Raw genomic sequence first — 20,705 nt, 5'->3', positions numbered from 1 at the left:
ACTTTGTTATTTTGATAGTAGTGGTTTTTATTGTTATTTCAAGTATTCTAGACTATAATAGACTGTGTGAGTGTGCAGCAGATTTCCCCTACTGAACAGGCTAGGCGAGCAAGGCTTGTAAAAGAAGCTACCCATTCTATAGAAATGGAGGGCGGCGTTTTTACTGATGCTTCTAATATGGATTTGCAGCAGTATATTTTGGGTAATCTCACGATCGAGGAATGCATTAAGCGCAATCGTTATCGTTATGGATTAAATAATGGTTGACAGTCCAGTTTTTGACCCTTATCTTATTCAGGGTACAACTGTATTACGTAATTTAGCAGGAATTATTGATTCTGCTGAATTTGATGCGTTTGAATCAACGAGTGCGCGTCTTCGTATGATAGAGTTCTTTGATAGTAACCCTCAGGTTGAGCCAACTCTGCGCGGTGTACGAGCGATCCATTATCAGCTATTTCAGGATGTATACGATTGGGCTGGACAGCTACGCACAATCAATATGGGTAAGGGTGAGAGCCTATTTCTTCCTCTTGAGTTTTTCTCGAACGGTATTGAATATTTTGAGCGGACTCTCAAAGAGGATCATTATTTACAGGGTTTGAATCGCGTTCAGTTCATTGAACGTCTTGCTATGAATTTTGATAATTTGAACGTATTACACCCGTTTCGTGAGGGCAATGGTCGTACTCAACGCCTGTTTTGGAGCGTGATTGCTCGTGATGCTGGCTGGGATATCCAATGGCCTCAAATCAGTGCTCAAGAAAATATTGATGCCAGCGTTCAAGCGTTATTACATGTTAATTATCAGCCTCTAATGGCATTGTTTGATCGTTGTGTATCACCTTTGGATAGATATAGCCTTGTATTTTCTATGTTGAATCATCAACCAATACTGGATTCTGGTAAGCAGTATGCCACGGAAATTAGTGAAGATATACGACAGCGGCATTCTTCTCGATATATTGCTTCTAGTAATAGTCAGTCTCACCGTCCTACTCGGCGTCGCAAATCTCGTGGTCGATAAGCTTTTCTATTATTCTGTCTTCTTATTCCTAGTTGTCAGTATTTCAGTATTTGGAGCAAGTAATATTGCTGCGACAATGTCGCGTTTGTAGACGTAAAGCTGGGTAATATTATTGAAATATCGTGCAAGTAGCAAAAAAATTATCTAATACATTGAGATAAGAGTTAAGGGACTCTTGCGAGCCCCTTACGCTTTGTCTGAGGACGTGCAATTACCTCAACGCCCTAACAGTTTCAGCTCATTCTCGTAAGTCTTTCGTCGCGCGCACTCAAAGGCGAGAATGTTTAGCGGCGCTTCCACTGTCGATATCTATTATAACGTCTAGGCTTGTCTACGTCGAGGTCTGCATCTTAGCGGCTGTAGTTCTTGACCGCAATGCAATCGCATTGTGACGTATGCCGTGCGCTCACGGCGTGCGGCTTTGTCTGAAAGGTGACTCTCATGAGCCCCGACAATTACCCACACCATGAGTCTATTGGAGCATTGGCAGCTATAGGAGTGGCTCTTGCCGCTTCAAGCAACATAGTAGGTTATCTACTATTAGCCGTGATAGTTGGCTATCTGATGACTAAGTAGTGTGTTAGGTCACCGTGTTCTTCTCGTGAAGGGCACAGTGATTTTATTGAAGTACATGCGATTAACCAACTACGCTAGCTAGCGATATAATGTAACGTCTCCTAACACCTGTATATGCCTATATACCCCATATATCTAAAGATAAAAAATATACTGGTTGTATGATTACGGTTGAGAATTTTGAGCAAGCACCACTTTCCAGACGCTATTATGGTGGCTCAGCAGGACGTAAGATTGGTATCCACTGGAATAACGATAACTGGCTCTTAAAGTTCCCTAAAAACACTCGCGATCTACAAGGATCAGTACCCTCGTATTCTACCGCACCACTGAGCGAATACCTCGGCTCACACGTGTACGCCTCGCTCAATATTGATGTGCATGATACTGTACTGGGTATTCGCGATGGCAAACTCGTATGCGCATGCAGAGATTTTGTTAAAGACGGTTACACTCTATATGATTTCCGTAATCTGAAAAACTCGGTTAATGATGAACTCACTGGATTCTCTCAAGATGCTTCAGACGGCATGAGTGTAGTACTCCCTGATGTGATAGCCGCGATAGCGCATATAGATGTGTTCAAAGACATCCCTAACGTGCTTGAACGTTTCTGGGATATGTTTGTCACGGATGCTTTTATTCGTAATATTGATCGCAATAATACGAATTGGGGTGTGCTGATTAGTGATACTGCCATGAAGCTTGCCCCAGTATTTGCCAATAGTAACTCATTCAACAATAAGCGGACACCACACGCTATCAGCCAGCGATTACATGATACTGATTTACTACGTCAAGATGCGCTTGATGTGCACTCCTGCTTTGTGAGCACACAAGGTAAACCCATCGCGCCACTGAAATATATTGCCTCCGGTCAAGACCCTGACTGCAATGCAGCATTACAACGCTTTATCAAACACTTAGACATGCACACGATTATTGACATGTTCTACAATATCCCAGACACCGTGCGCGGTGTCGATATTATTGACGAGGACTACCGCCAATACCACTTAGCCCTACTACAATACCGCGTTGAACACGTACTCTTGCCAACCTACCAACGTTTACAAGCCGCTCAATAGTAAACCCTAAACTGAGCTACTCAAAATATCACTCTTCTCAATCATCCATAGTGTGTCAAATACATCATTACACCAACACCTAAGGCTACAATAACAAAAATACTACAGTATGAAAAAAGGTATGCAATGAAGCAGTACTCTGTGGGTCTAGATATTGGCACAGCATCAATTGGGTGGGTTGCACTTACCCCTCAAAATCGTCTAATGCGCGCAAAGGGTCATGAAATCGCAGCAAGCAGACGATATTCCCAACACCCTACAACAACTAGCTGCGAGTAAAGATAATACTTCTAAGGAGACTATACTTACTATCACAAAGGCATTAGTTGGACTAACAGCCAATTTGGATACACTGTTCCCCTAAAAAGGTTTAACTAAGAACAATAAAGATCATTGTAAAATCAAGATACCGAATGTAAGAGGATCCGACTCAAATAAACGACCAAACAAATGGGTTGCTGAAGCTTTTTCTCAAAAATTCAGCAGACATGGTACATAAAATGAAATCACTAATGCCTTGCACACAGTTTTAAGACGTGATGGCGGATATAAGGTGTAGGAGGTAAGAGCATTGTTATACGATCCAAAAGCATTCCTATGGATGGATAACCCTACATGGTATCGCAAAGTATATTTTGACGATGGTCGTCCAGACATAGTGACTGATAAGCAAGGTCATGAATACCATGTTGACCATGAATTTAGATACGAACTCACTGACGAAGCACCAGAAGAAGCGCGCAAATCATTCGAGCGTTTCAAACTCTTTAGCCAGCTTACCTGTGATGATGCATTTGAACCGTCACCAGCGTATGAAGCTTATCAAGCTTACGTCGAGCGAGAAGACAGCGAAAGTGAATAAGCTGAAATAAGTCATAACTAAGCCACCCTACAGTGACCGTTTCAGATGTCTGTCATACCAAATGCGTATTAAGTCATAATTACATACATTCACATATGCAATATCTATGCGCTCTTAACAGATAATAATATCTGCAGTCAAGCGCATAGATTACAAACGGAAAACGTATAGTAAGCAAACTACGAATCATACGTTATTACTCGTCATTGCTCTCGTGAATGCCGATAACCATTTACACGCAACACACTCATACCAACCAACCCGATAAGTGCCATAACAACTCCGACTCCAATAAGAGTCACTGTATGCGCGCCAGTCTGAGCAAGCTCGTGAGGCTCCTCGGGTGGTGTCTGCGGTGGTGAAGGAGGCTCTTCTACAGTAGTCACCTCACCTTTTATACCGAGCGGATGTGAAGCAAGCACATCTCCTCCAGCACTCCAAAGCGTGGCCTTCCAATACACTTTCCCACTCTTCGCGACCTGAATATGCTTGCTAGAGACATACAATGTACCGTCTTGAGCATAGATCGATTCACTAGTAGCACGCTCATCTTCACTAAACTTGCCGTTGTTTTGCTTACTTGTTTCCATCAACGTATTACTGTTTTCTGGAAGCTCAACTCTGTACTCGTCAAGTAATACCTTCCAAGCAGTATTTATGTTGCTACGTATAGAGCCGCCATCATCACTATCATCCTCATCAGTACTTGCAGCACTGCTAATGGATTCAGGAACTTCATATGCTGAGAACGTTATATACGCACCTTTTGGCAAAGAACCACGTATACGTGCCGTATCAAATACCGTATCTCCAGGAGCAGCACGATCAGCATTAACCGCAGTTGTCATAGTAATTGGTTCAGTTGTGGGACTAGGTGTGGGCGGCACCCATACTCGTTCCCATGCATTGTTGTATTCACTTTGAGCGGGCATTACACGGCTATCACCTTCAAAATCAAGTACAAAAACATAATATCCTGGCTCATTAGCCTCAATATTAACTGGTTTACCATGGATATCTTTGGAACCATTACCCACGCGAATAGTGCCATTAACCGCACGATACTGCCATTGTCCAACTAAAGTATGGTGTTCATCTAAACCCGGTATTTCGGTAGTACTCGGTTTATACTCCTCATTGCGAGCGCTGTTATTATGGTCACCAGCCCAGTAGAGTTCCACCGTCATATATTCGAGATCTGCACTAAAACCTGCTTGAGTATCTCCTCTAAACTTCCCATGGTCTTTAGGGAATCCTTGGACAGTAATGGTGTCACTTATGGAAGAGCCTATATGCGCTGTATGCTCGGTAACCGTTGAATCAATCTTCAGCGGTTGCCGTGTAGATGTTGACTCAGTTTTTTCAATAAATGTACTAATATAATTTCCTTGTAACCATGAAGCTACATCTTTATCCTGCTTCGCCTTATCGATTACCCATACCCATGTTCCAATACCATCTCTTTCTGTTGCGCGATATGTTTTACTCTGTGCTTGGAAATCTTGCTTGGCTATTACATGGATTTGTTGCCCGTCGCGAGTGAAATGTGCACTTGCATATGCTGTGGGCACATATCCTAGCGTCTTTAAACGTTTGATAAACTGTGATGGCTGTTCTTGTGCTGTGGGTTGTATTGGGCTCTGTAATTGTTCAGTGGTCAATCCTGTATAATAGTAGCCTTGAGCTAATACGCCAATATGGTTATGCCATACTTCATTTTTCCCTATTCGCACTGTAACCGTGTCTGAAACCGTTTCACCAGGGGTGAGCACATGTGGTACCGCTTGGGAAGTGAGTTGAGGTTGGAATCGTGCATCAACCTCAAAATCGACGCCTTCACCATCACCGTATGAGTATTCTGCGAATCTTACGTAATCTTGTGTACTTACTAAGCGCTCTAATGTGCCATGAGCATATCGTACTACTGCTTTCACTTTACCAGTGCCTGTAGCATGCCATGATATTTTTTCAGGTTGTTGCTGTGTAATCCCACGAATTTTTTGCTCGTTGTTACTGTCAAAGGCTGCTGGTCCTTGCAACACTACCTCAAATGGTATTCCTGCGACCTGCTGCTGTTGAGAGTTACTCACCTGAATATTAATATTGCCCTGTCTTATTGCTTTACTGTATTGCACCTGAGCTTTGGCTGATTGGGCGATATGTCCTTCTGATTCTTGCCATAATTGCTGTGCAAGAGGTGCTACATCTGGGTACTGTTCTGCAATCCATGGCTTCCAAATTGTCCATAAATGTTTTGTATCCGCATCTAAATGTTCATGTGCTAAATATGCGATAGCAGCGTGAGTCTTCGCATCTTTATATTGCTTATAGTGTGAGATAAGCCAAGCTATTCGCTGGTTATCAACATTATCCGCTAACTTTTCAGTAGCCGTATATTGCAGCTCTTCTTGCTCTCCCGCTTCAATGCAATATAAGTTACGTCCATCGGCACTTGTTGCCATTACCCCAAGGCGAACTGGCACATTATTTCGTTGCACAAATGAAATATATTGCTCTGTTGTTGCTAATAAATCATTTGCATATGCTTTTTTCTTTCCATAATATCCGCCTATGCAGATTGCAATAATCATTGCAAAACATATTATGGCAGTGTATAGAGGCGCACATTTATTCCTCATAGTTTTGAATTGCTTCATGGTCACTCCTATTCATTCCTAAATGTGTAGACGCGCGTATTAGTACTGTGTCAGAAAAGAACAGGAATACATATTGTTTTGAGGCACTGTTTACCAATATATGTAAACTTTTAGACTACAGAATCTTACTCGATATGCGACTTATCAAATACAGACTGCAATTAGGTTATTCCCCAAAAATATATTGCAGAATATATATTTCAAATATACAAAATGGCTGCGCTAACCACACAGCCATTGAAAATAACCTCTTCACCAACAGTCCATGCTGTGACACATAAACTGTCGATATCAGATACGCCAATATCAGATGTATCCCACTTTTATGCAAACGACATGATACAATTTCCGAGCAGAGACACAATCAGTAACTAGTTACGCTTCATATACTGCTCAGGATTAGCATCAAAACGCTCGGCACAACCTGTAGAGCAGAAGTACACTGTAGTGCCCTCATATTCGCGCTGAGCAGCAGCATGATCGGCACTCACACTCATACCACACACTGGATCCACATGCATTGCTGCATCACCTTGTGGCGCATGCATATCCATATGATGGTGCATATTATGTTCTTGTGTATGAGCATGGTCTCTGTTAAATAATGCCATTATTTTTCCTTTCCACGTAGGTTGTAGTGATTGGGCTTGAGTGCGCACCGTCCAACGATGTTGCTGGTTATCATGCGCATCAAATCTTGTTAATCGGCTGGCATTTAACACCACAGATAGTGACGAACATGCCATCGCAGCGCCCGCTATCATTGGATTGAGCATAATAGCAAATGCTGGGTAAAGTATGCCTGCTGCAATCGGAATTCCAAGTACGTTGTACCCAAATGCAAATCCGAGGTTCTGCCTAATATTACGCATCGCCGCATGAGCAATATCAAATGCTACTCCTACAGATTCCAAGGATTGAGCCATTATCGTAATATCAGCAGACTCGATAGCAATATCAGTACCAGTACCAAGTGCAAAACCAACATCAGCACGTGCGAGCGCTGGAGCATCATTAATGCCGTCACCAACCATGGCAACTCGATGCCCTTGAGCTTGCAATTGTGCGATTACTTGTGCTTTTTCCTCTGGTTTGACTTGAGCAATAACAGTGTCAATACCAACCTGCTCGGCAATAGCATGTGCAGTACGCTCATTATCTCCAGAAAGCATAACCGTTGCAATACCGTGTGATTGCAACGTAGCAATCGCCTGCTGGGAAGTTGGACGTACCGTATCAGCAATATTTATAACCACTGACAATACACCGTCAATCGCTCCCAGCACACTTGTGTATCCGCGATCAGAGGCGCTATCCATAACCTCAAATACTTGGTTTACATCGCCGCCTTCAGGCATAGCAATATTGCAGTCATCTACAAATTGCGGATTGCCAATGACTACACTATGCCCATTAACCTGTGCTTGCACACCCAAACCAGCATGTGCCTTAAACTCTGTGACATCATATGCTGACATTTGATCTGCGTTCACGCTCGCACGTATTGCTTGCGCCAATGGATGTTCTGAACGCGCTTCTACTACTGCCATCATTGTAAGTGCTTCATGCACCCTTTGCTCATACTGTCCAAAACCTACCGTTTGCACAACTTGCGGCGTTCCAACAGTAAGTGTGCCTGTTTTATCAAATACTACAGTGTCAATATTGGCGCTTTGTTCTAAAGCAGCTGCTGAACGAATCAGTATGCCATGCTGCGCGGCCTTCCCCATGGCAATAGTGACAGAAAGTGGGGTTGCTAAACCAAGTGCACACGGGCATGCAATAACTAATACACTTACTAGAGCAACGAGCGCATGAGGTATGCTCAGTTCTTGACCAAATACGAGCCATAGCGCACCAGACCATAATGCAATAATTACCACAATAGGCACAAAAATTGCAGAAACCTTATCCGCCAAACGCTGCACCGGAGCTTGCGTTGCTTGAGCTGCTGAAACAACTTCAATAATATTCGCGAGCACAGTATCTTTACCCACGCTAGTTGCACGGTATTCAATAGTGCCGGAACCATTAATTGTGGCTCCAGTAACATTATCACCCTGTGTTTTAGTTACAGGCATCGACTCGCCAGTAAGCATTGATTCATCAATTTGCGTGTATCCGCTAGTTACCACACCATCAACCGGCAGTTTTTCCCCAGGTTTTACCACAACAATGTCACCAATGTGCACATCATTGGCATCAATAGTCTGTTCTACACCATCTTTCAATACATGCGCTTCAACCGGCTGCAAGTCCATAAGTCCACGCACTGCCTGATGAGTACCCGCTCTTGCTCTCGCTTCTAAGACCTGTCCTACAAGCATAAGGGTGATAATCATACCAACTGATTCAAAATATGGTTCACGTGCCTGCTGAGGAAATACTGTTGGCACAATCATTACAGCAATCGAATACACCAATGCCGCTATCACACCTAGAGTAACCAGCGCATTCATTTCTGCCGCACGATGGGCAATAGCCGAGATTCCAGAAATAATAATTGGCCAAGCACTAAACCCAACAACTGGAAGCATGAACGCGAATTGCACCCATGCAGGCATCACAAACAGATGAAGCATTGTCGCCGCAAAAACAGGCAACGTACACACTGCCGCAACAATAAGACGAGCTACCAACATACGATATTCGCGCTGAGCAGCTAGCTGCATCTCTGCTTCGTCAGTATCTTGTTGAACTGTATCTTGGCGTGCTCTATCTTGATGTTCTGCATGCTCGATTGGTTTGGAATTCTCTGCATGCTGAGTATGCGCTGTACTTTCAGTTCCAGTTACATCGGTTAAACCAGTTACATCGGTATGAGTAGCCACATCAATGTGATTGGTTACTTTTGCACGATTCTCTGCGTCATCACGCGCACTTATCGCATGACCTACGACATGCAGCGTGCCATGCAACATATTCATACCGCAAGCAAAAGGATAATCCCCAGATTGTTGAGCTGTTAACTGTACTACAGTACTACGAAAGGCCGGTAAACTTTGATCAATACCAAAATCAGGAAATACAACATGAGATGAGCACTCCCCTGATTCTTGTCTATTAAAAATCAACCGAGCAGGGACGCCGGCTTGAATTTCGATAGATGCTGGAGAATATCCGCCTTTAACATCAATAACAATTTCCTGCATGCCTTGCTTCATTGCTGCTCGTACAATGCGCTTCGGCGCTAGAGCCAGCCACAAAATCACTGCTGTCAGTACTACAGTTATCAGCACAACTAATATATGCATTTGCACTCGCTTACTCTTTCCGTATAACTCTACATACCATATACCCCTATAGGGTATATGTCCAGCTATACTAAAAGAAATTTCCAAAAGCGAACTATAGTCAAACTAAAATCAACGATAGCCTATGAAAACAGCAAACAACGAACATCATCAACATGGTTATGCACAAGATCAGCAAGCCCTAATACACCGGCTCAGTCGCATTGAAGGGCAAGTACGTGCTATTAAAGCTATGACAGAACGCGGTGAATACTGCATTGATATTGTGACGCAAATATCCGCAACCACAAGTGCCCTCAAATCGGTTGCACAACTGATGCTTAATGACCATCTTGAACACTGTGTACACGACGCTGTGCACACTGGAGGAGAAGTTGCCGACCAAAAAATTCAAGAAGTGCAAAAAGTTGTTGCCAAACTTATGAAAGCCTAGCGTGCACATAAAAGACCAGCGCACACATGAAGCCTAACTTATATATGAAAACATAGATTAAGCAAAAAACTAGTACACAAACGAAAAGCTCTGCTTATAGGCTTGTACCACTACAGCAGAGCTTTATGTATAGCCGTTATGTAGCATGAATAGCATACTAAAGCATCGCAACCCTCTTGCTTTAAGCTTTAAGCCGCTGACATGCTAGAGACGCGGTTTACCAATTATTAGAGCCAGGTCCTTCAATTCGCACACTAAAGCCATTCTCATAATGGAGGAACATCTTAGCACCATAGCGATCAACATCGCGATGTGTAAATAGCATACGAATAGCGAATGCTATCTGTACATCCTTTGGCAAATCGCGGAAGGCCTTGTATGCGTCCCAACCATCATGCGCAACAGCCTGATCTGATACGAATGCATATCCATAGCCATCTTCATTTACATACCCCATAAATGGCAGATCCCAAGCATCATGGTCAGTAAGTTCAGCTTTATAGTGTTCTACTTGCGCAAGAGCTTCATCGCTGATGCCAAAGGAACGTGCAACTTCGTTCGCTGCTGCTGTTTTCTTATCAGGATCTACTCCGTACATGGAGGTGTTTACTGTAATTTTCCTATCCTGTGCCATATATCCTCCTTGATCTGACTACACCAACATTACACGGATTTTGTTGAAAGAACAGTATCTTTTCCTAAGTTTGCAGCCAGCATTTTCACTATTGTTTTCTTAGACCGTTCCAGCCAAAAATAGTGTTCTAAATTGAACGAATTTCCTAGGGGATAATGTTCATTTTTGTCATGTTTTGCCTTATCATGACGCGAAACTTCAATAAAATGAGCAAATGCACGGCGTGTCGCATACTGCACCGTACAATAGACGCATGAGTGATTTACATATCGAAGATAAGTCATCTACATCACGGTCGCAGTCTACGAAGACTCGCGCTACTGCATCAGTAATTACCTCATCATCGCCAACTTCTACCGCAACGAAGCGCACCACTACTCGCAAACGCACAGCTCATACTGAGCGATCCAGTAGCACCAAGGCACGCACCCGTAAAACAGCAGTTGTCGATCTTGCTCACAGTGCCGCCCCAGCGCCAACATTGCCTGTGGAAGAGCCAGGACAATTCGGCCGTGTAGCTATCCTCGATATCACACCAAATGAAGAACGAGGTCTGTACCCTGCACGTGTTGAGATTGGAGAGCAATTCCATGTCAGCGCCGAAGTATTCATCGAAGGACGCGCAAAAGCACAAGCCACAGCAGTATTGCGTACACCGCGAGGCAAAATTGAAGCCCGTATTCCTATGGTTTGCACCAATGCCGGACTAGACCGTTTTGAAGCCGACCTAGTTGCAGGAACCGCAAGTAATACACTGCCTTGGAATGATGATTTTGCTGCAGTACGCCGACACCTTGGCTTATGGAGTATCACTATCGAAGGCTGGGAAGATGTATTCGCCACTTGGCTACACGATGCAACCATTAAAATTGGCGTGCGCGATATTGATAGCAACAACGCTCTTCTTGAAGGTGCAGATATTCTAGACCGTTGGGCAGCCAGCAGCAACAAAGACTCTGGACTCAATGCTGCAGAACGCAAAGAGCTCAAAGCTGCAGCAGCACAGTTACGCAACGCCGAACTTTCTCTTGACGAACGCTTGCAAGCTGTACGCACAGCAACAATCGAACAACTACATACTACAAAACCATTGCGCGAGGCTCTGAGCGAATCTAGCCCACAAACTCTTTTAGTACAACGCCCTAAGTCCAGCTTTGCCGCATGGTATCAATTCTTTCCACGTTCAGAGGGCGCCACTTACCGCGAGGATGGAAGTATTGAGCAAGGCACTTTCGCGACTGCAATCTCAGGTCTTGAGCGGGCCAAACAAGAAGGTTTTGATATCGTCTACCTTCCTCCAATTTTCCCAATCGGCGTTACTAATCGCAAAGGTCGCAATAATACGCTTGTTGCAGGCCCGGCAGATCCTGGTTCACCGTTTGGTATCGGCTCTGAGCTCGGCGGTCACGATACTGTAGACCCACTACTCGGTACCATGGATGATTTCAAAGCATTCTGCGCCAAAGCACATGAACTTGGACTAGAAATCGCACTTGATTTTGCCTTGCAATGCTCACCTGACCACCCTTGGGTTACAGAACACCCAACATGGTTCCGTCACAAAGCCGATGGCACTATTGCCTTTGCTGAAAACCCACCGAAAAAGTATCAGGATATTTATCCTATTGATTTCAACGCTGATATGCCTGGAATCATTAAGGAAACTGTACGACTGATGAATTTGTGGATCGATGCAGGCGTGACAATATTCCGCGTTGACAATCCACACACCAAGCCAGTGCGGTTCTGGCAAGAGGTAATCGCGCAAGTAACCCATAAGCATCCAGAAACACTGTTCCTTGCTGAGGCATTTACTCGCCCTGGCATGATGCGCGCACTAAGCTATGCTGGTTTCACTCAGTCACACTGCTACTTCCCTTGGCGCAACACCAAGGAAGAAATTTCACAGTATCTGCTGGAAACTAATGGAGACAATGGCTATTATCAGCACAATACGTTCTGGCCAACGACACCAGATATTCTAACGGATTATGTGCGAGACAATGGCATTGCAGGTCATGCTGTACGTGCTGTACTTGCTGCTATGGGTAGCCCTTCATGGGGTATTTACAACGGTTTCGAGCTCATTGAAAACTGCCAGCGCCCAGGGGTCGAAGAGCAAATCGATAACGAAAAATACGAGATCAAGGTACGCGATTGGTCCAAGGCTGAAGAATACGGTATTGCAGGACTGCTAACTGCCCTAAATCGTATTCGTCGTGCTCATATGGCAACGCGCAGTTACCACAATGTGCAATTAGTGCCAACAAGTGATCCAAATATTGTGGCTTTTATGCGTCACACTCCTGCATACCTCAGTGAAGATGGTAAACCAGATACACTGATTATTGTTGTGAATTTGGATGGCCATAATGCTCACCAATCTGAGCTTGATCTTGATTTAGCAGCAATTGGCTTAGGCGATCGCCAATCTATTCGTGTACACGATGAGCTTACCGACCGCGCCTTTGAATGGGGATCCCATAATTTCGTATCCCTAGCTCCTTGGGCGGATGTCGCTCATATTCTCAGCGTGCAGTACTAGTATGCAGTAAATATAGTCTTCCGCACACTCCGCAGAAGACTGTATTTACAACCACTATTAGGTATACAAAAGTGGAGGATACCTCAACCGGTTATCCTCCACAACTTTTTCTAAACCACTGTTGTAGTCTAAGTGAGCCGTTGCTCAATACTCTCCCTCAGTTACCTATTGGGCAACTAGAGGCTAGTGTAAATTATTCCGGCGCACCAATATAAAAATTGCGCATCCTATAACAGCAAGCACAGCACACACTCCTACAAAAAGAAGTGTGGATACACCAGTTTGAGCAAGACCATCTTGCTGTCCATTCACCGCTGTAGAAGACTTTGAAGATGTCTGAGATTCATGCTGAGCATCTGTATCCGTCTGCGTAATGGTGTCTTTATCAGGTTGCTTGGTCGAGTCAGTTTGCGTACCATCATGTTCCGTTGCAGAAGCAGGAGTGAATGTGTAGCTGGCTATATCAAAGAGATACGGATGAGTTACACTACGCTCTCCTTGGGCGGGTGAAGCATGGAACGTGAATACTACATGATGCACACCAGTAACATTATCCAACGCAACGCTATAATCCCTAAACGTTGTATCTTCTCCAGACGCAGGAATAGCAACTGTTGCTATTGGATTACTATCAGGTGTATCAAGTCGCACTTCAATATTGCCACCTGCAAGCCCTGCAGCACGTACTGTAAGATTTTTTGCCCCTTGAACACCAAAATCAACATTAGATAATGCTACCCACTCACCATCGTTGATATTACTGAGTTTTTGTCCTTGGCTGTTATCTGCAGTTATATCCACAACGCGCACACCAGATGTAAGATCATATGCATTAGTAATTCCAGAATCCCACGCAATTGTTGATGCTGGGATGCCACCTTGCATATAGGCATCAAGATGCTTAACTTGTTGGAGACCGTGATACGTCATGGTAATGTCTGAGATACTGCCATCAGTTTGAACAGTCATTGGATCAAGATGCGTGTTACGATACCCCTGAGCCTGCTCCAAATTGCCACCTTGCGTGAGTGCTTTTGCAACGGTCTGCGCATGGTATGCCATATACCATTGATCTCCGAGCTTAACCATAGCATGATGATTATTACCGCCAACACCAAAATACGTTCCTGGATTCTTCATAATCTCACCTTGGTAGGTGAATGGACCCATCGGAGAATCTGCTGTCATATAAGCAATATTCCCCATACCAATCGTATGCCCATCAATTTGACGATTATGCGAAAAATTCGTGCAATATGAGTAATAGTACTTATTACCAATCTTGGCAATACCAGAATCTTCAAACATTGCGGGAGCATCAATAACTTGAGGCTTGCCAACAGTATGGATCATATCATCAGCAAGCTGAATTACACGTGCCGTCTTTGGATGCTCTTTGCCACCCTCACTATTGGGAACTCCGCCACCATAATAGAGATAGCCCGTGCCATCGTCATCCACAAATACAGCAGGGTCGAAGAGCCATACTACACCCTCAGATTCTGGAGTACCACCACGAACCAATAGCTTACCGCTCTCATCATGCCATGGTCCGACTGGGGAATCCGAAGTCAGAACACCAATACCACTGCCACCATTAGCAAAATATAAGAAGAACTTCTCTTTGCCGTCAATTGTTTTGTGTGCGACAGCAGGAGCCCACGAATTATTAGCCCATGTCGCTACGCCTTGAGGGCCAGCAACACGAATATAGCCATCATTGCGCCAATTGACCATATCATCGGTAGAGAGGACATTGATTGTGCGCACATCGCGGAAAGAATTATTCTTGATATGCCCTTTTGCATCGTACTCATAATCATATGTCAGCGAACCGTCAGCATTGATTGCCGTTGCATCTCCTGTGGTATAAACATACACACGACCGTTGTATTCCATTGCCCATGGGTCGGCACCATACCAATAATCGATAATAGGATTGGCATTACTACCAAATGCTTTTGCCGGCTGTGCAGTGCCAGTGGTAGGCGGTTCAAAAGGCACATATCCCGGATCAGTTATGGTAATATCATCTACACTAAAGTCAGCCGTACTTGTACCATATGTATTTTCAATAACTAACGATGGGTTTGAAAAATCACCATTCCCGTCAAGCTCATGCGTACCTGTGATTTGCGTCCATTCACCAGCTTTTGCTTGTCCTTTTGCAATTTGTGCACAACCAGATCCATTACCAGAGCATACAGTAATATTAAAAGTCGCAGTTTCCGTAGCTTTTATCCACATACTGCCGCTGTATTCATGCCCTTTTTCTACTTTACCGTTGAGTGACTGTATCACTCCAGCGTCAGAGGATTTTCTCGAAGTTATTTGTAAAGCAGCTTTTCCAGAATGAGCATCCTCAGTAATATTGACTTTGGAAGCACTACTATTCCATACCGTTCCAGATTTCCACGAATCTGTACCATGTTCAAAATCGCCATTGACTACAAGGTTAGGGAGTTCTGCTGCTTGAGCAGATTGCGCCGGTAACTGTGCAATGGTTAGTGTAAAACCAAGAGCACACACCACGGATACTATACTCCCTCCCAGACGCATTGCTGGGCTAATATGAGTATTCATAATGTAAGTATTCCCTTCAAAGCAGCTTATGCATCGACGCATAAGCTATCGAGAGTATATGTCTGATTCATTATGATTTTTTATTTATATACACGCTCAACTGATAGCGCATATTGGTGAGGAGATATCCATATTCGCGGCTTATGGTTCATGTAATCTATCATATTAGCTAGGACATTAAGTTAAATACTTATTCCTCTGCCCAAATAATGAACCATAAACACTGCTTGCTATACACACTTTGTACAGGACAATGGGCTTCCGTTGGAGCATACGAGTATGATGTTGCAGGTACAACCTGCATAAGGAGTAACTATGGCAGAAACATTTAATGTTGTTGTGGAAATCCCACGCGGCTCAAAGAATAAGTACGAAGTTGACCACGAAACTGGTCGTGTATTCCTCGATCGCACACTATTTACTTCTATGGGCTACCCAGACGACTACGGCTATATTGAGGGCACCTTGGGTGAAGATGGCGATCCACTTGATGCACTCGTCATGATTCCAAACTCAGTATTCCCAGGCTGCGTAGTAGAGTGCCGCGCTGTGGGTCTCTATCACATGGTTGATGAGGCTGGCGGAGATGACAAGGTATTGTGCGTACCTGCAGATGTTCGCTTTGACGATATCAAGGATATTGAGGATGTATCTGAATATCACAAGGCAGAAATTAAGCACTTCTTCGAGCAGTACAAGGCTTTGGAACCAGGCAAGGAAGTAATGCCAGGAGATTACTGGACTGGCGTTTCCGAGGCGGAAAAGGAAATCGTCGCCGCTAAGGAACGCCTAGCAGCATCCGAGCAGTAGTTTTACTGAACTCAAATACGCGAGTGCCCGCTTACCATGAGTAAGTGGGCATTCACTTTGTCAGATAACAATGTACTGAAAAACTTATAGTAATGCGTCAATAGCTAAAGTAGAGGCTGCTACAACGTATGTAGCATAGCCGCTCATCATAGCCATAGCAATACCACGGCCGAGCGCCTGACCAATCGCATCAAGAGAATTCATCGAAGCAGGGTCATTACCCCAGTGCGCGCCCTGAATCCACATCACCGTCGATGCCACTGAAATTAGCATCACCACGATAAGAGCCGCAAGCAGCCAAACACCATAGCTACGCCGCATACTTTGCGACACAGCAACTGGCAGGAATGTCCATGAAGCCCCACCCAAGGTCACAATCGATGCAACAAGCCCCGTAGAAAGAGACATAATCAAATGAGTACGCGGCTCTCTGACCATTTGCCGCACAAATAGCGCAACGAGCACCAATACCAGCGTAACTACAATAGCGGCTGCCCAATGCAAAATAAGCCGTTTACCATACATATCAATATCGCCATCATGCACTAGCCAATTAAACTCACCAAGCATACCGGTGCGTTCTAGTTCAAGAACAGCAACCACCATAGCTAGGGAAGCCAGCAACCGCGAGAAATTCAAAGTCTCATCACGATATCCGAACGGCCAAAAATTCAGCACAACTGCACAGCCAGCAACAGCAAGTAATACCAATACCGTCATTGCAATAAGTAACGATAAATCAGCAAATACTACTGCCAGACCGACAAGCAGCATCACTGCATATACAGTAAGTTGTGCCGCTAGTGCAATGGTAATCATCTGCCTCTCACGCTTGCGATTCGTTATGGTGCGTGCTGGCTTGCCTTGTGGACTCATGCATAACTCCCATGACTATTTCTTCTTTTAGTGTAGTGCATGCACTTCCAAATAGTCGACAACGCGCCACACATGACATAAATTGCGTTACAATATAGCCAGCTTGCATACTGTATTTTGCTGAATCAAGAGCACGTTATGCAACTAATATTTAAGCATCACGTGTTATGTATTTAAGGAGGTCACTTGACAGATTTAACACTTATGACCTCCGTCAGTGACCCTGCTAGTGTACTTCCAGCGCTCGCCTTACTTTCTCATCGCGTGCGCGTACTTCCTATGGATGTGGCGTCTATTGTGCGCATGCCAGAGAGCACAATTTTGTTTGTTGACGCACGAGAAGATTTGGCAACAGCACGCACTATCTGCCGTATGGTTGCTTCACATGGGTTTGCAACACCAATTATTCTAGTGCTTTCAGAAGGCGGGTTTACGGTAGTTAATGCTCTGTGGGGTATTACCGATATGGTGGTTGCTTCGGCTTCCCCAGCGGAAGTTGAAGCACGATTGCGTATTATCAGCGAGCGCGGTCCCTTGCACAGTGCTTCAGCTCCGAGTGATGAACGCGAAGAGGATGGCGAGGGCGTTATTCGTTCTGGCGACTTGATGGTTGATATTAACGGCTATACCGCAAGTTTGCATGGTGAACCTATTGATTTAGCATACAAAGAGTTTGAACTACTTAAGTACTTAGTGCAGCACCCTGGTCGGGTGTTTACTCGAGCACAACTATTGCAAGAAGTGTGGGGGTATGACTATTACGGTGGCACGCGCACAGTAGACGTGCATATTCGTCGTCTGCGAGCAAAACTCGGTGGTGAATACGAGCATATTATTGGTACAGTACGTAATGTCGGATACCGTTTTGACCCACCACAGGAGGCATCGCATGCCGAGGGAAACGAAGGCAGCTAAACAGCAGCGTGTAGCACAGGAGTATGAGATTCTCTGCCAAGAAATTCCTGAACCTAAGTGTGCGCTACATTTTTCTTCTCCTCTCGAATTACTGATTGCTACAGTGCTTAGTGCACAAACTACTGATAAGCGTGTTAATTCGGTAACTCCTGAACTTTTTGACACCTACCCTACTGCGCAAGCGTATGCTCAGGCTAATCCAGAGGATATTGAGCAGATTATCCATCCTCTAGGGTTTTATCGCGCAAAAACCAAGCACCTGATTGGTCTGGGGGCTGCATTAGTACAGCAATTCGATGGCGTTGTACCTCATACTATGGAAGAACTCGTCACTCTGCCCGGTGTAGGACGCAAAACTGCCAACGTAGTGCTTGGCAATGCCTTTAACATTCCCGGGCTTCCTGTGGATACGCACGTAATGCGTGTGAGTGGCAGACTGCATTGGCGTAGCGGCTGGACTAAACCAAATCCAGATCCTGTAAAGATTGAGCAAGAGCTTTGTGCGCTATTTCCACCAAGTGAGTGGACTAATGTGTCACATCGCCTTATTCTCTTTGGACGGTCCACTTGCCATGCTCGAAACCCGCAGTGTGGGACGTGTCCTCTTGCTGAGACGTGTCCAAGCGCAGGTAGTATGCGCTGACCCACTCGCGAAATACACTTGGCACTCAGTCCGTGTCACTCAAATACGTGTCACGGGTGCCATATTGGACACTATCCCTATCGCCTAGGTAAACATTTCGTCGAGTTACTGCACATGCAGTTTCTATCAGCGTACCTGGCATCTTTATATGCGTCTTGAACACACGCTACATTTACGTTATGCATACCACATCACACTCATCAGCAAAAACTGCAAACATGCGAAAAGTAGGCGTGCGTTCTACAGCAATCTTTCTTGTGCTACTTCTCGTTTTTGGCACGTGTGGCTGGTTTGCATATGCTGCCATCGTACATCATCAAACACCAACGCAACTCATTACGCAGCAAGGCCCCAATACTACACTGACTATTGGTAGCACCGAAGCCTTACCATCATTAGATATCCAAAAGGATACTAGTACTGCTCTTGATCAAGTTTTACTCAATAATGTGTATGAAACATTGTTGAACAGAGATCAACATAATAATCCTGTTGCCGGTATTGCTCAATCATGGCAACAAAGTGACGATGGTTTGCAATACACCTTCCAATTACATAATGCTATGCAATTTGCTAGTGGACATACGCTTGATGCTGATGATGTCGTGTGGTCATTACAACAAGTAATTGAACACCAATTTATCGGACATGAGCAATTACGTAATATTAGTGAAGTTTCTGCCCCTAATAAACATACAGTGCATATTACGCTAAGTTCTCCTAATCCAGAACTAGCATGGGCGCTTACTGGCAGAGCTGGCATTGTGTATGACAGTGAATCTCATATAGATTACACAAAACAAGTTGCAGGATCTGGTCCCTTTACTATTGGTAATTTCACAGCTGGACAGCCGATCACTCTTACTTATAATGCGCAGTATTGGGGAGAAAAAGCTCATATCGGTAGCATAGTCGTCAAACCGTATGCAGACGCACATCAAGCTGCGCAGGATTTTATTGCAGGATCACTTGATGCCCTTATTCCAGTAGATATAGCGCAAATTAGCATGCTGCAAGAACAAGCAAAAAAACACGATTTCACACTACAACAAGGCACAAGTGCCGCTAAAGTAGTGCTCGGATTTAACAGCAGCCCTGATTCACTATTTTCTGATCAATTATTACGTACTGCTGCACGACAAAGCATTGATAAAACAGCGCTCGCCAAAACTTATAACGGCACTCCTCTATACGGCCCACTCACCACACTTGACCCGGGATATGAAGATTTATCATCGAAATTCCCCTACGATCCTGCAAGCGCTCGTAGACGAATGTCCTTCTTCTACTTATCTGCTGTAAAAACATTAGTTTACCCAGATACATTCGGTGAACAAATTGGTCACACTATTGCTGATCAACTGCACCAAGTCGGCTTTAATATTGATGTCCAAATGGTAGATACTCAGACTTGGAAGGATCGTATTGCCAATAATCAATTTGATTTAACCTTGTACGAGCTACCAGATGCTCATGATTACGATTGGTATATAGCCAACGGCAATCCTTTACATTTTACTGATGCACAAAGCGAAGAACTGTATGCCAAAGCTATGCAAGCTACAAATCAACAAGACTATGCGCAAGCGTTGTCACAATATGCCGAAAGGCTCAGCGATGTATCTCCTGTTGACTGGCTGTATCAAGATAGCCCTTGGATTGTTTGGCATAACAAGGTGCAACATTTGCCAACTGCTATGGTAAGCCAGTATTTGCCACTACGCGATGTGAATATACAAGAGTGAAACTAATCTATATCCACATTAAACTTACTCTGAAATGAGATATTAGCGTGAAATAAC

16 protein-coding genes are annotated in these 20,705 nt (G+C 44.3%); 11 read left to right on the top strand and 5 right to left on the bottom strand.

Annotation, left to right across the window (positions count from 1 at the left end):
• The first annotated feature begins 66 nt into the window (after window positions 1-66).
• The 5 genes from IEU85_RS07505 to IEU85_RS07485 all read left to right on the top strand — a co-directional run bounded on the left by IEU85_RS07505 (window position 67) and on the right by IEU85_RS07485 (window position 3,553).
• Window positions 67-267, top strand: a complete 201-nt coding sequence (locus IEU85_RS07505; protein ID WP_188355644.1) for an antitoxin VbhA family protein — start codon at window positions 67-69, stop codon at window positions 265-267.
• Window positions 260-1,027 carry a Fic/DOC family protein gene (locus IEU85_RS07500; protein WP_188355643.1) on the top strand — a complete coding sequence of 256 codons (768 nt, stop codon included), beginning with the start codon at window positions 260-262 and terminating at the stop codon, window positions 1,025-1,027. The genes IEU85_RS07505 and IEU85_RS07500 overlap by 8 nt, the downstream gene beginning before the upstream one ends.
• A gap of 737 nt (window positions 1,028-1,764) precedes the next feature.
• Complete coding sequence (locus IEU85_RS07495; protein ID WP_188355642.1) at window positions 1,765-2,691, top strand: HipA domain-containing protein; 927 nt, start codon at window positions 1,765-1,767, stop codon at window positions 2,689-2,691.
• A 220-nt stretch (window positions 2,692-2,911) separates the two neighbouring features.
• Window positions 2,912-3,055, top strand: coding sequence for a hypothetical protein (locus IEU85_RS07490; RefSeq protein WP_188355641.1), 144 nt, complete (start codon window positions 2,912-2,914; stop codon window positions 3,053-3,055).
• Window positions 3,056-3,262: 207 nt separating this feature from the next.
• Entirely contained in the window at window positions 3,263-3,553 is a 291-nt protein-coding gene (locus IEU85_RS07485) for a hypothetical protein (RefSeq protein WP_188355640.1), read from the top strand.
• A gap of 203 nt (window positions 3,554-3,756) precedes the next feature.
• Here the strand turns inward: IEU85_RS07485 and IEU85_RS07480 are convergent, their stop codons facing one another.
• Together IEU85_RS07480 and IEU85_RS07475 are read right to left on the bottom strand one after the other, a co-directional pair.
• On the bottom strand, window positions 3,757-6,144 hold the full coding sequence (locus IEU85_RS07480) for a hypothetical protein (protein WP_188355639.1): 2,388 nt from the start codon (window positions 6,142-6,144) through the stop codon (window positions 3,757-3,759).
• Window positions 6,145-6,581: 437 nt separating this feature from the next.
• Window positions 6,582-9,464 carry a heavy metal translocating P-type ATPase gene (locus IEU85_RS07475; protein WP_188355674.1) on the bottom strand — a complete coding sequence of 961 codons (2,883 nt, stop codon included), beginning with the start codon at window positions 9,462-9,464 and terminating at the stop codon, window positions 6,582-6,584.
• A gap of 124 nt (window positions 9,465-9,588) precedes the next feature.
• Here IEU85_RS07475 and IEU85_RS07470 point away from each other — a divergent pair, with 124 nt between their 5' ends.
• Complete coding sequence (locus IEU85_RS07470; protein ID WP_188355638.1) at window positions 9,589-9,897, top strand: metal-sensitive transcriptional regulator; 309 nt, start codon at window positions 9,589-9,591, stop codon at window positions 9,895-9,897.
• 217 nt (window positions 9,898-10,114) lie between these two features.
• On the opposite strand, the gene IEU85_RS07465 is transcribed toward IEU85_RS07470, so the two are convergent.
• Entirely contained in the window at window positions 10,115-10,531 is a 417-nt protein-coding gene (locus tag IEU85_RS07465) for a glycerophosphodiester phosphodiesterase (protein ID WP_188355637.1), read from the bottom strand.
• Between the two features lie 253 nt (window positions 10,532-10,784).
• On the opposite strand from IEU85_RS07465, the gene IEU85_RS07460 reads away from it, so the two are divergent.
• Window positions 10,785-13,076 carry an alpha-1,4-glucan--maltose-1-phosphate maltosyltransferase gene (locus IEU85_RS07460; protein ID WP_188355636.1) on the top strand — a complete coding sequence of 764 codons (2,292 nt, stop codon included), beginning with the start codon at window positions 10,785-10,787 and terminating at the stop codon, window positions 13,074-13,076.
• Between the two features lie 183 nt (window positions 13,077-13,259).
• On the opposite strand, the gene IEU85_RS07455 is transcribed toward IEU85_RS07460, so the two are convergent.
• Window positions 13,260-15,659 carry a family 43 glycosylhydrolase gene (locus IEU85_RS07455; RefSeq protein WP_229714833.1) on the bottom strand — a complete coding sequence of 800 codons (2,400 nt, stop codon included), beginning with the start codon at window positions 15,657-15,659 and terminating at the stop codon, window positions 13,260-13,262.
• Window positions 15,660-15,974: 315 nt separating this feature from the next.
• On the opposite strand from IEU85_RS07455, the gene IEU85_RS07450 reads away from it, so the two are divergent.
• On the top strand, window positions 15,975-16,469 hold the full coding sequence (locus IEU85_RS07450; protein ID WP_188355635.1) for an inorganic diphosphatase: 495 nt from the start codon (window positions 15,975-15,977) through the stop codon (window positions 16,467-16,469).
• 84 nt (window positions 16,470-16,553) lie between these two features.
• Here the strand turns inward: IEU85_RS07450 and IEU85_RS07445 are convergent, their stop codons facing one another.
• Window positions 16,554-17,345, bottom strand: coding sequence for a hypothetical protein (locus IEU85_RS07445; protein WP_188355634.1), 792 nt, complete (start codon window positions 17,343-17,345; stop codon window positions 16,554-16,556).
• Between the two features lie 186 nt (window positions 17,346-17,531).
• On the opposite strand from IEU85_RS07445, the gene IEU85_RS07440 reads away from it, so the two are divergent.
• The 3 genes from IEU85_RS07440 to IEU85_RS07430 all read left to right on the top strand — a co-directional run bounded on the left by IEU85_RS07440 (window position 17,532) and on the right by IEU85_RS07430 (window position 20,648).
• Entirely contained in the window at window positions 17,532-18,260 is a 729-nt protein-coding gene (locus tag IEU85_RS07440) for a winged helix-turn-helix transcriptional regulator (protein ID WP_188355633.1), read from the top strand.
• Window positions 18,235-18,903 carry an endonuclease III gene (gene nth / locus IEU85_RS07435; RefSeq protein WP_188355632.1) on the top strand — a complete coding sequence of 223 codons (669 nt, stop codon included), beginning with the start codon at window positions 18,235-18,237 and terminating at the stop codon, window positions 18,901-18,903. Before IEU85_RS07440 ends, nth begins: the two co-directional genes overlap by 26 nt.
• A 179-nt stretch (window positions 18,904-19,082) precedes the next feature.
• Window positions 19,083-20,648, top strand: coding sequence for an ABC transporter substrate-binding protein (locus tag IEU85_RS07430; RefSeq protein WP_188355631.1), 1,566 nt, complete (start codon window positions 19,083-19,085; stop codon window positions 20,646-20,648).
• Window positions 20,649-20,705 lie beyond the last annotated feature (57 nt).

It is taken from the genome of Galliscardovia ingluviei (assembly GCF_014635685.1).
Classification (GTDB): domain Bacteria; phylum Actinomycetota; class Actinomycetes; order Actinomycetales; family Bifidobacteriaceae; genus Galliscardovia; species Galliscardovia ingluviei.
Note: the sequence above shows the minus strand (reverse complement) of the source record. Positions and strands in the feature narration are given on the sequence as shown.

Coding starts and splice junctions, on each gene's coding strand:
- IEU85_RS07500 (WP_188355643.1), top strand. CDS start 260: ATGGTTGACAGTCCAGTTTTTGACCCTTATCTTATTCAGGGTACAACT.
- IEU85_RS07495 (WP_188355642.1), top strand. CDS start 1,765: ATGATTACGGTTGAGAATTTTGAGCAAGCACCACTTTCCAGACGCTAT.
- IEU85_RS07490 (WP_188355641.1), top strand. CDS start 2,912: ATGAAATCGCAGCAAGCAGACGATATTCCCAACACCCTACAACAACTA.
- IEU85_RS07480 (WP_188355639.1), bottom strand. CDS start 6,144: ATGATTATTGCAATCTGCATAGGCGGATATTATGGAAAGAAAAAAGCA.
- IEU85_RS07475 (WP_188355674.1), bottom strand. CDS start 9,464: ATGCATATATTAGTTGTGCTGATAACTGTAGTACTGACAGCAGTGATT.
- IEU85_RS07470 (WP_188355638.1), top strand. CDS start 9,589: ATGAAAACAGCAAACAACGAACATCATCAACATGGTTATGCACAAGAT.
- IEU85_RS07465 (WP_188355637.1), bottom strand. CDS start 10,531: ATGGCACAGGATAGGAAAATTACAGTAAACACCTCCATGTACGGAGTA.
- IEU85_RS07460 (WP_188355636.1), top strand. CDS start 10,785: ATGAGTGATTTACATATCGAAGATAAGTCATCTACATCACGGTCGCAG.
- IEU85_RS07455 (WP_229714833.1), bottom strand. CDS start 15,659: ATGAATACTCATATTAGCCCAGCAATGCGTCTGGGAGGGAGTATAGTA.
- IEU85_RS07450 (WP_188355635.1), top strand. CDS start 15,975: ATGGCAGAAACATTTAATGTTGTTGTGGAAATCCCACGCGGCTCAAAG.
- IEU85_RS07445 (WP_188355634.1), bottom strand. CDS start 17,345: ATGAGTCCACAAGGCAAGCCAGCACGCACCATAACGAATCGCAAGCGT.
- nth (WP_188355632.1), top strand. CDS start 18,235: ATGCCGAGGGAAACGAAGGCAGCTAAACAGCAGCGTGTAGCACAGGAG.
- IEU85_RS07430 (WP_188355631.1), top strand. CDS start 19,083: ATGCATACCACATCACACTCATCAGCAAAAACTGCAAACATGCGAAAA.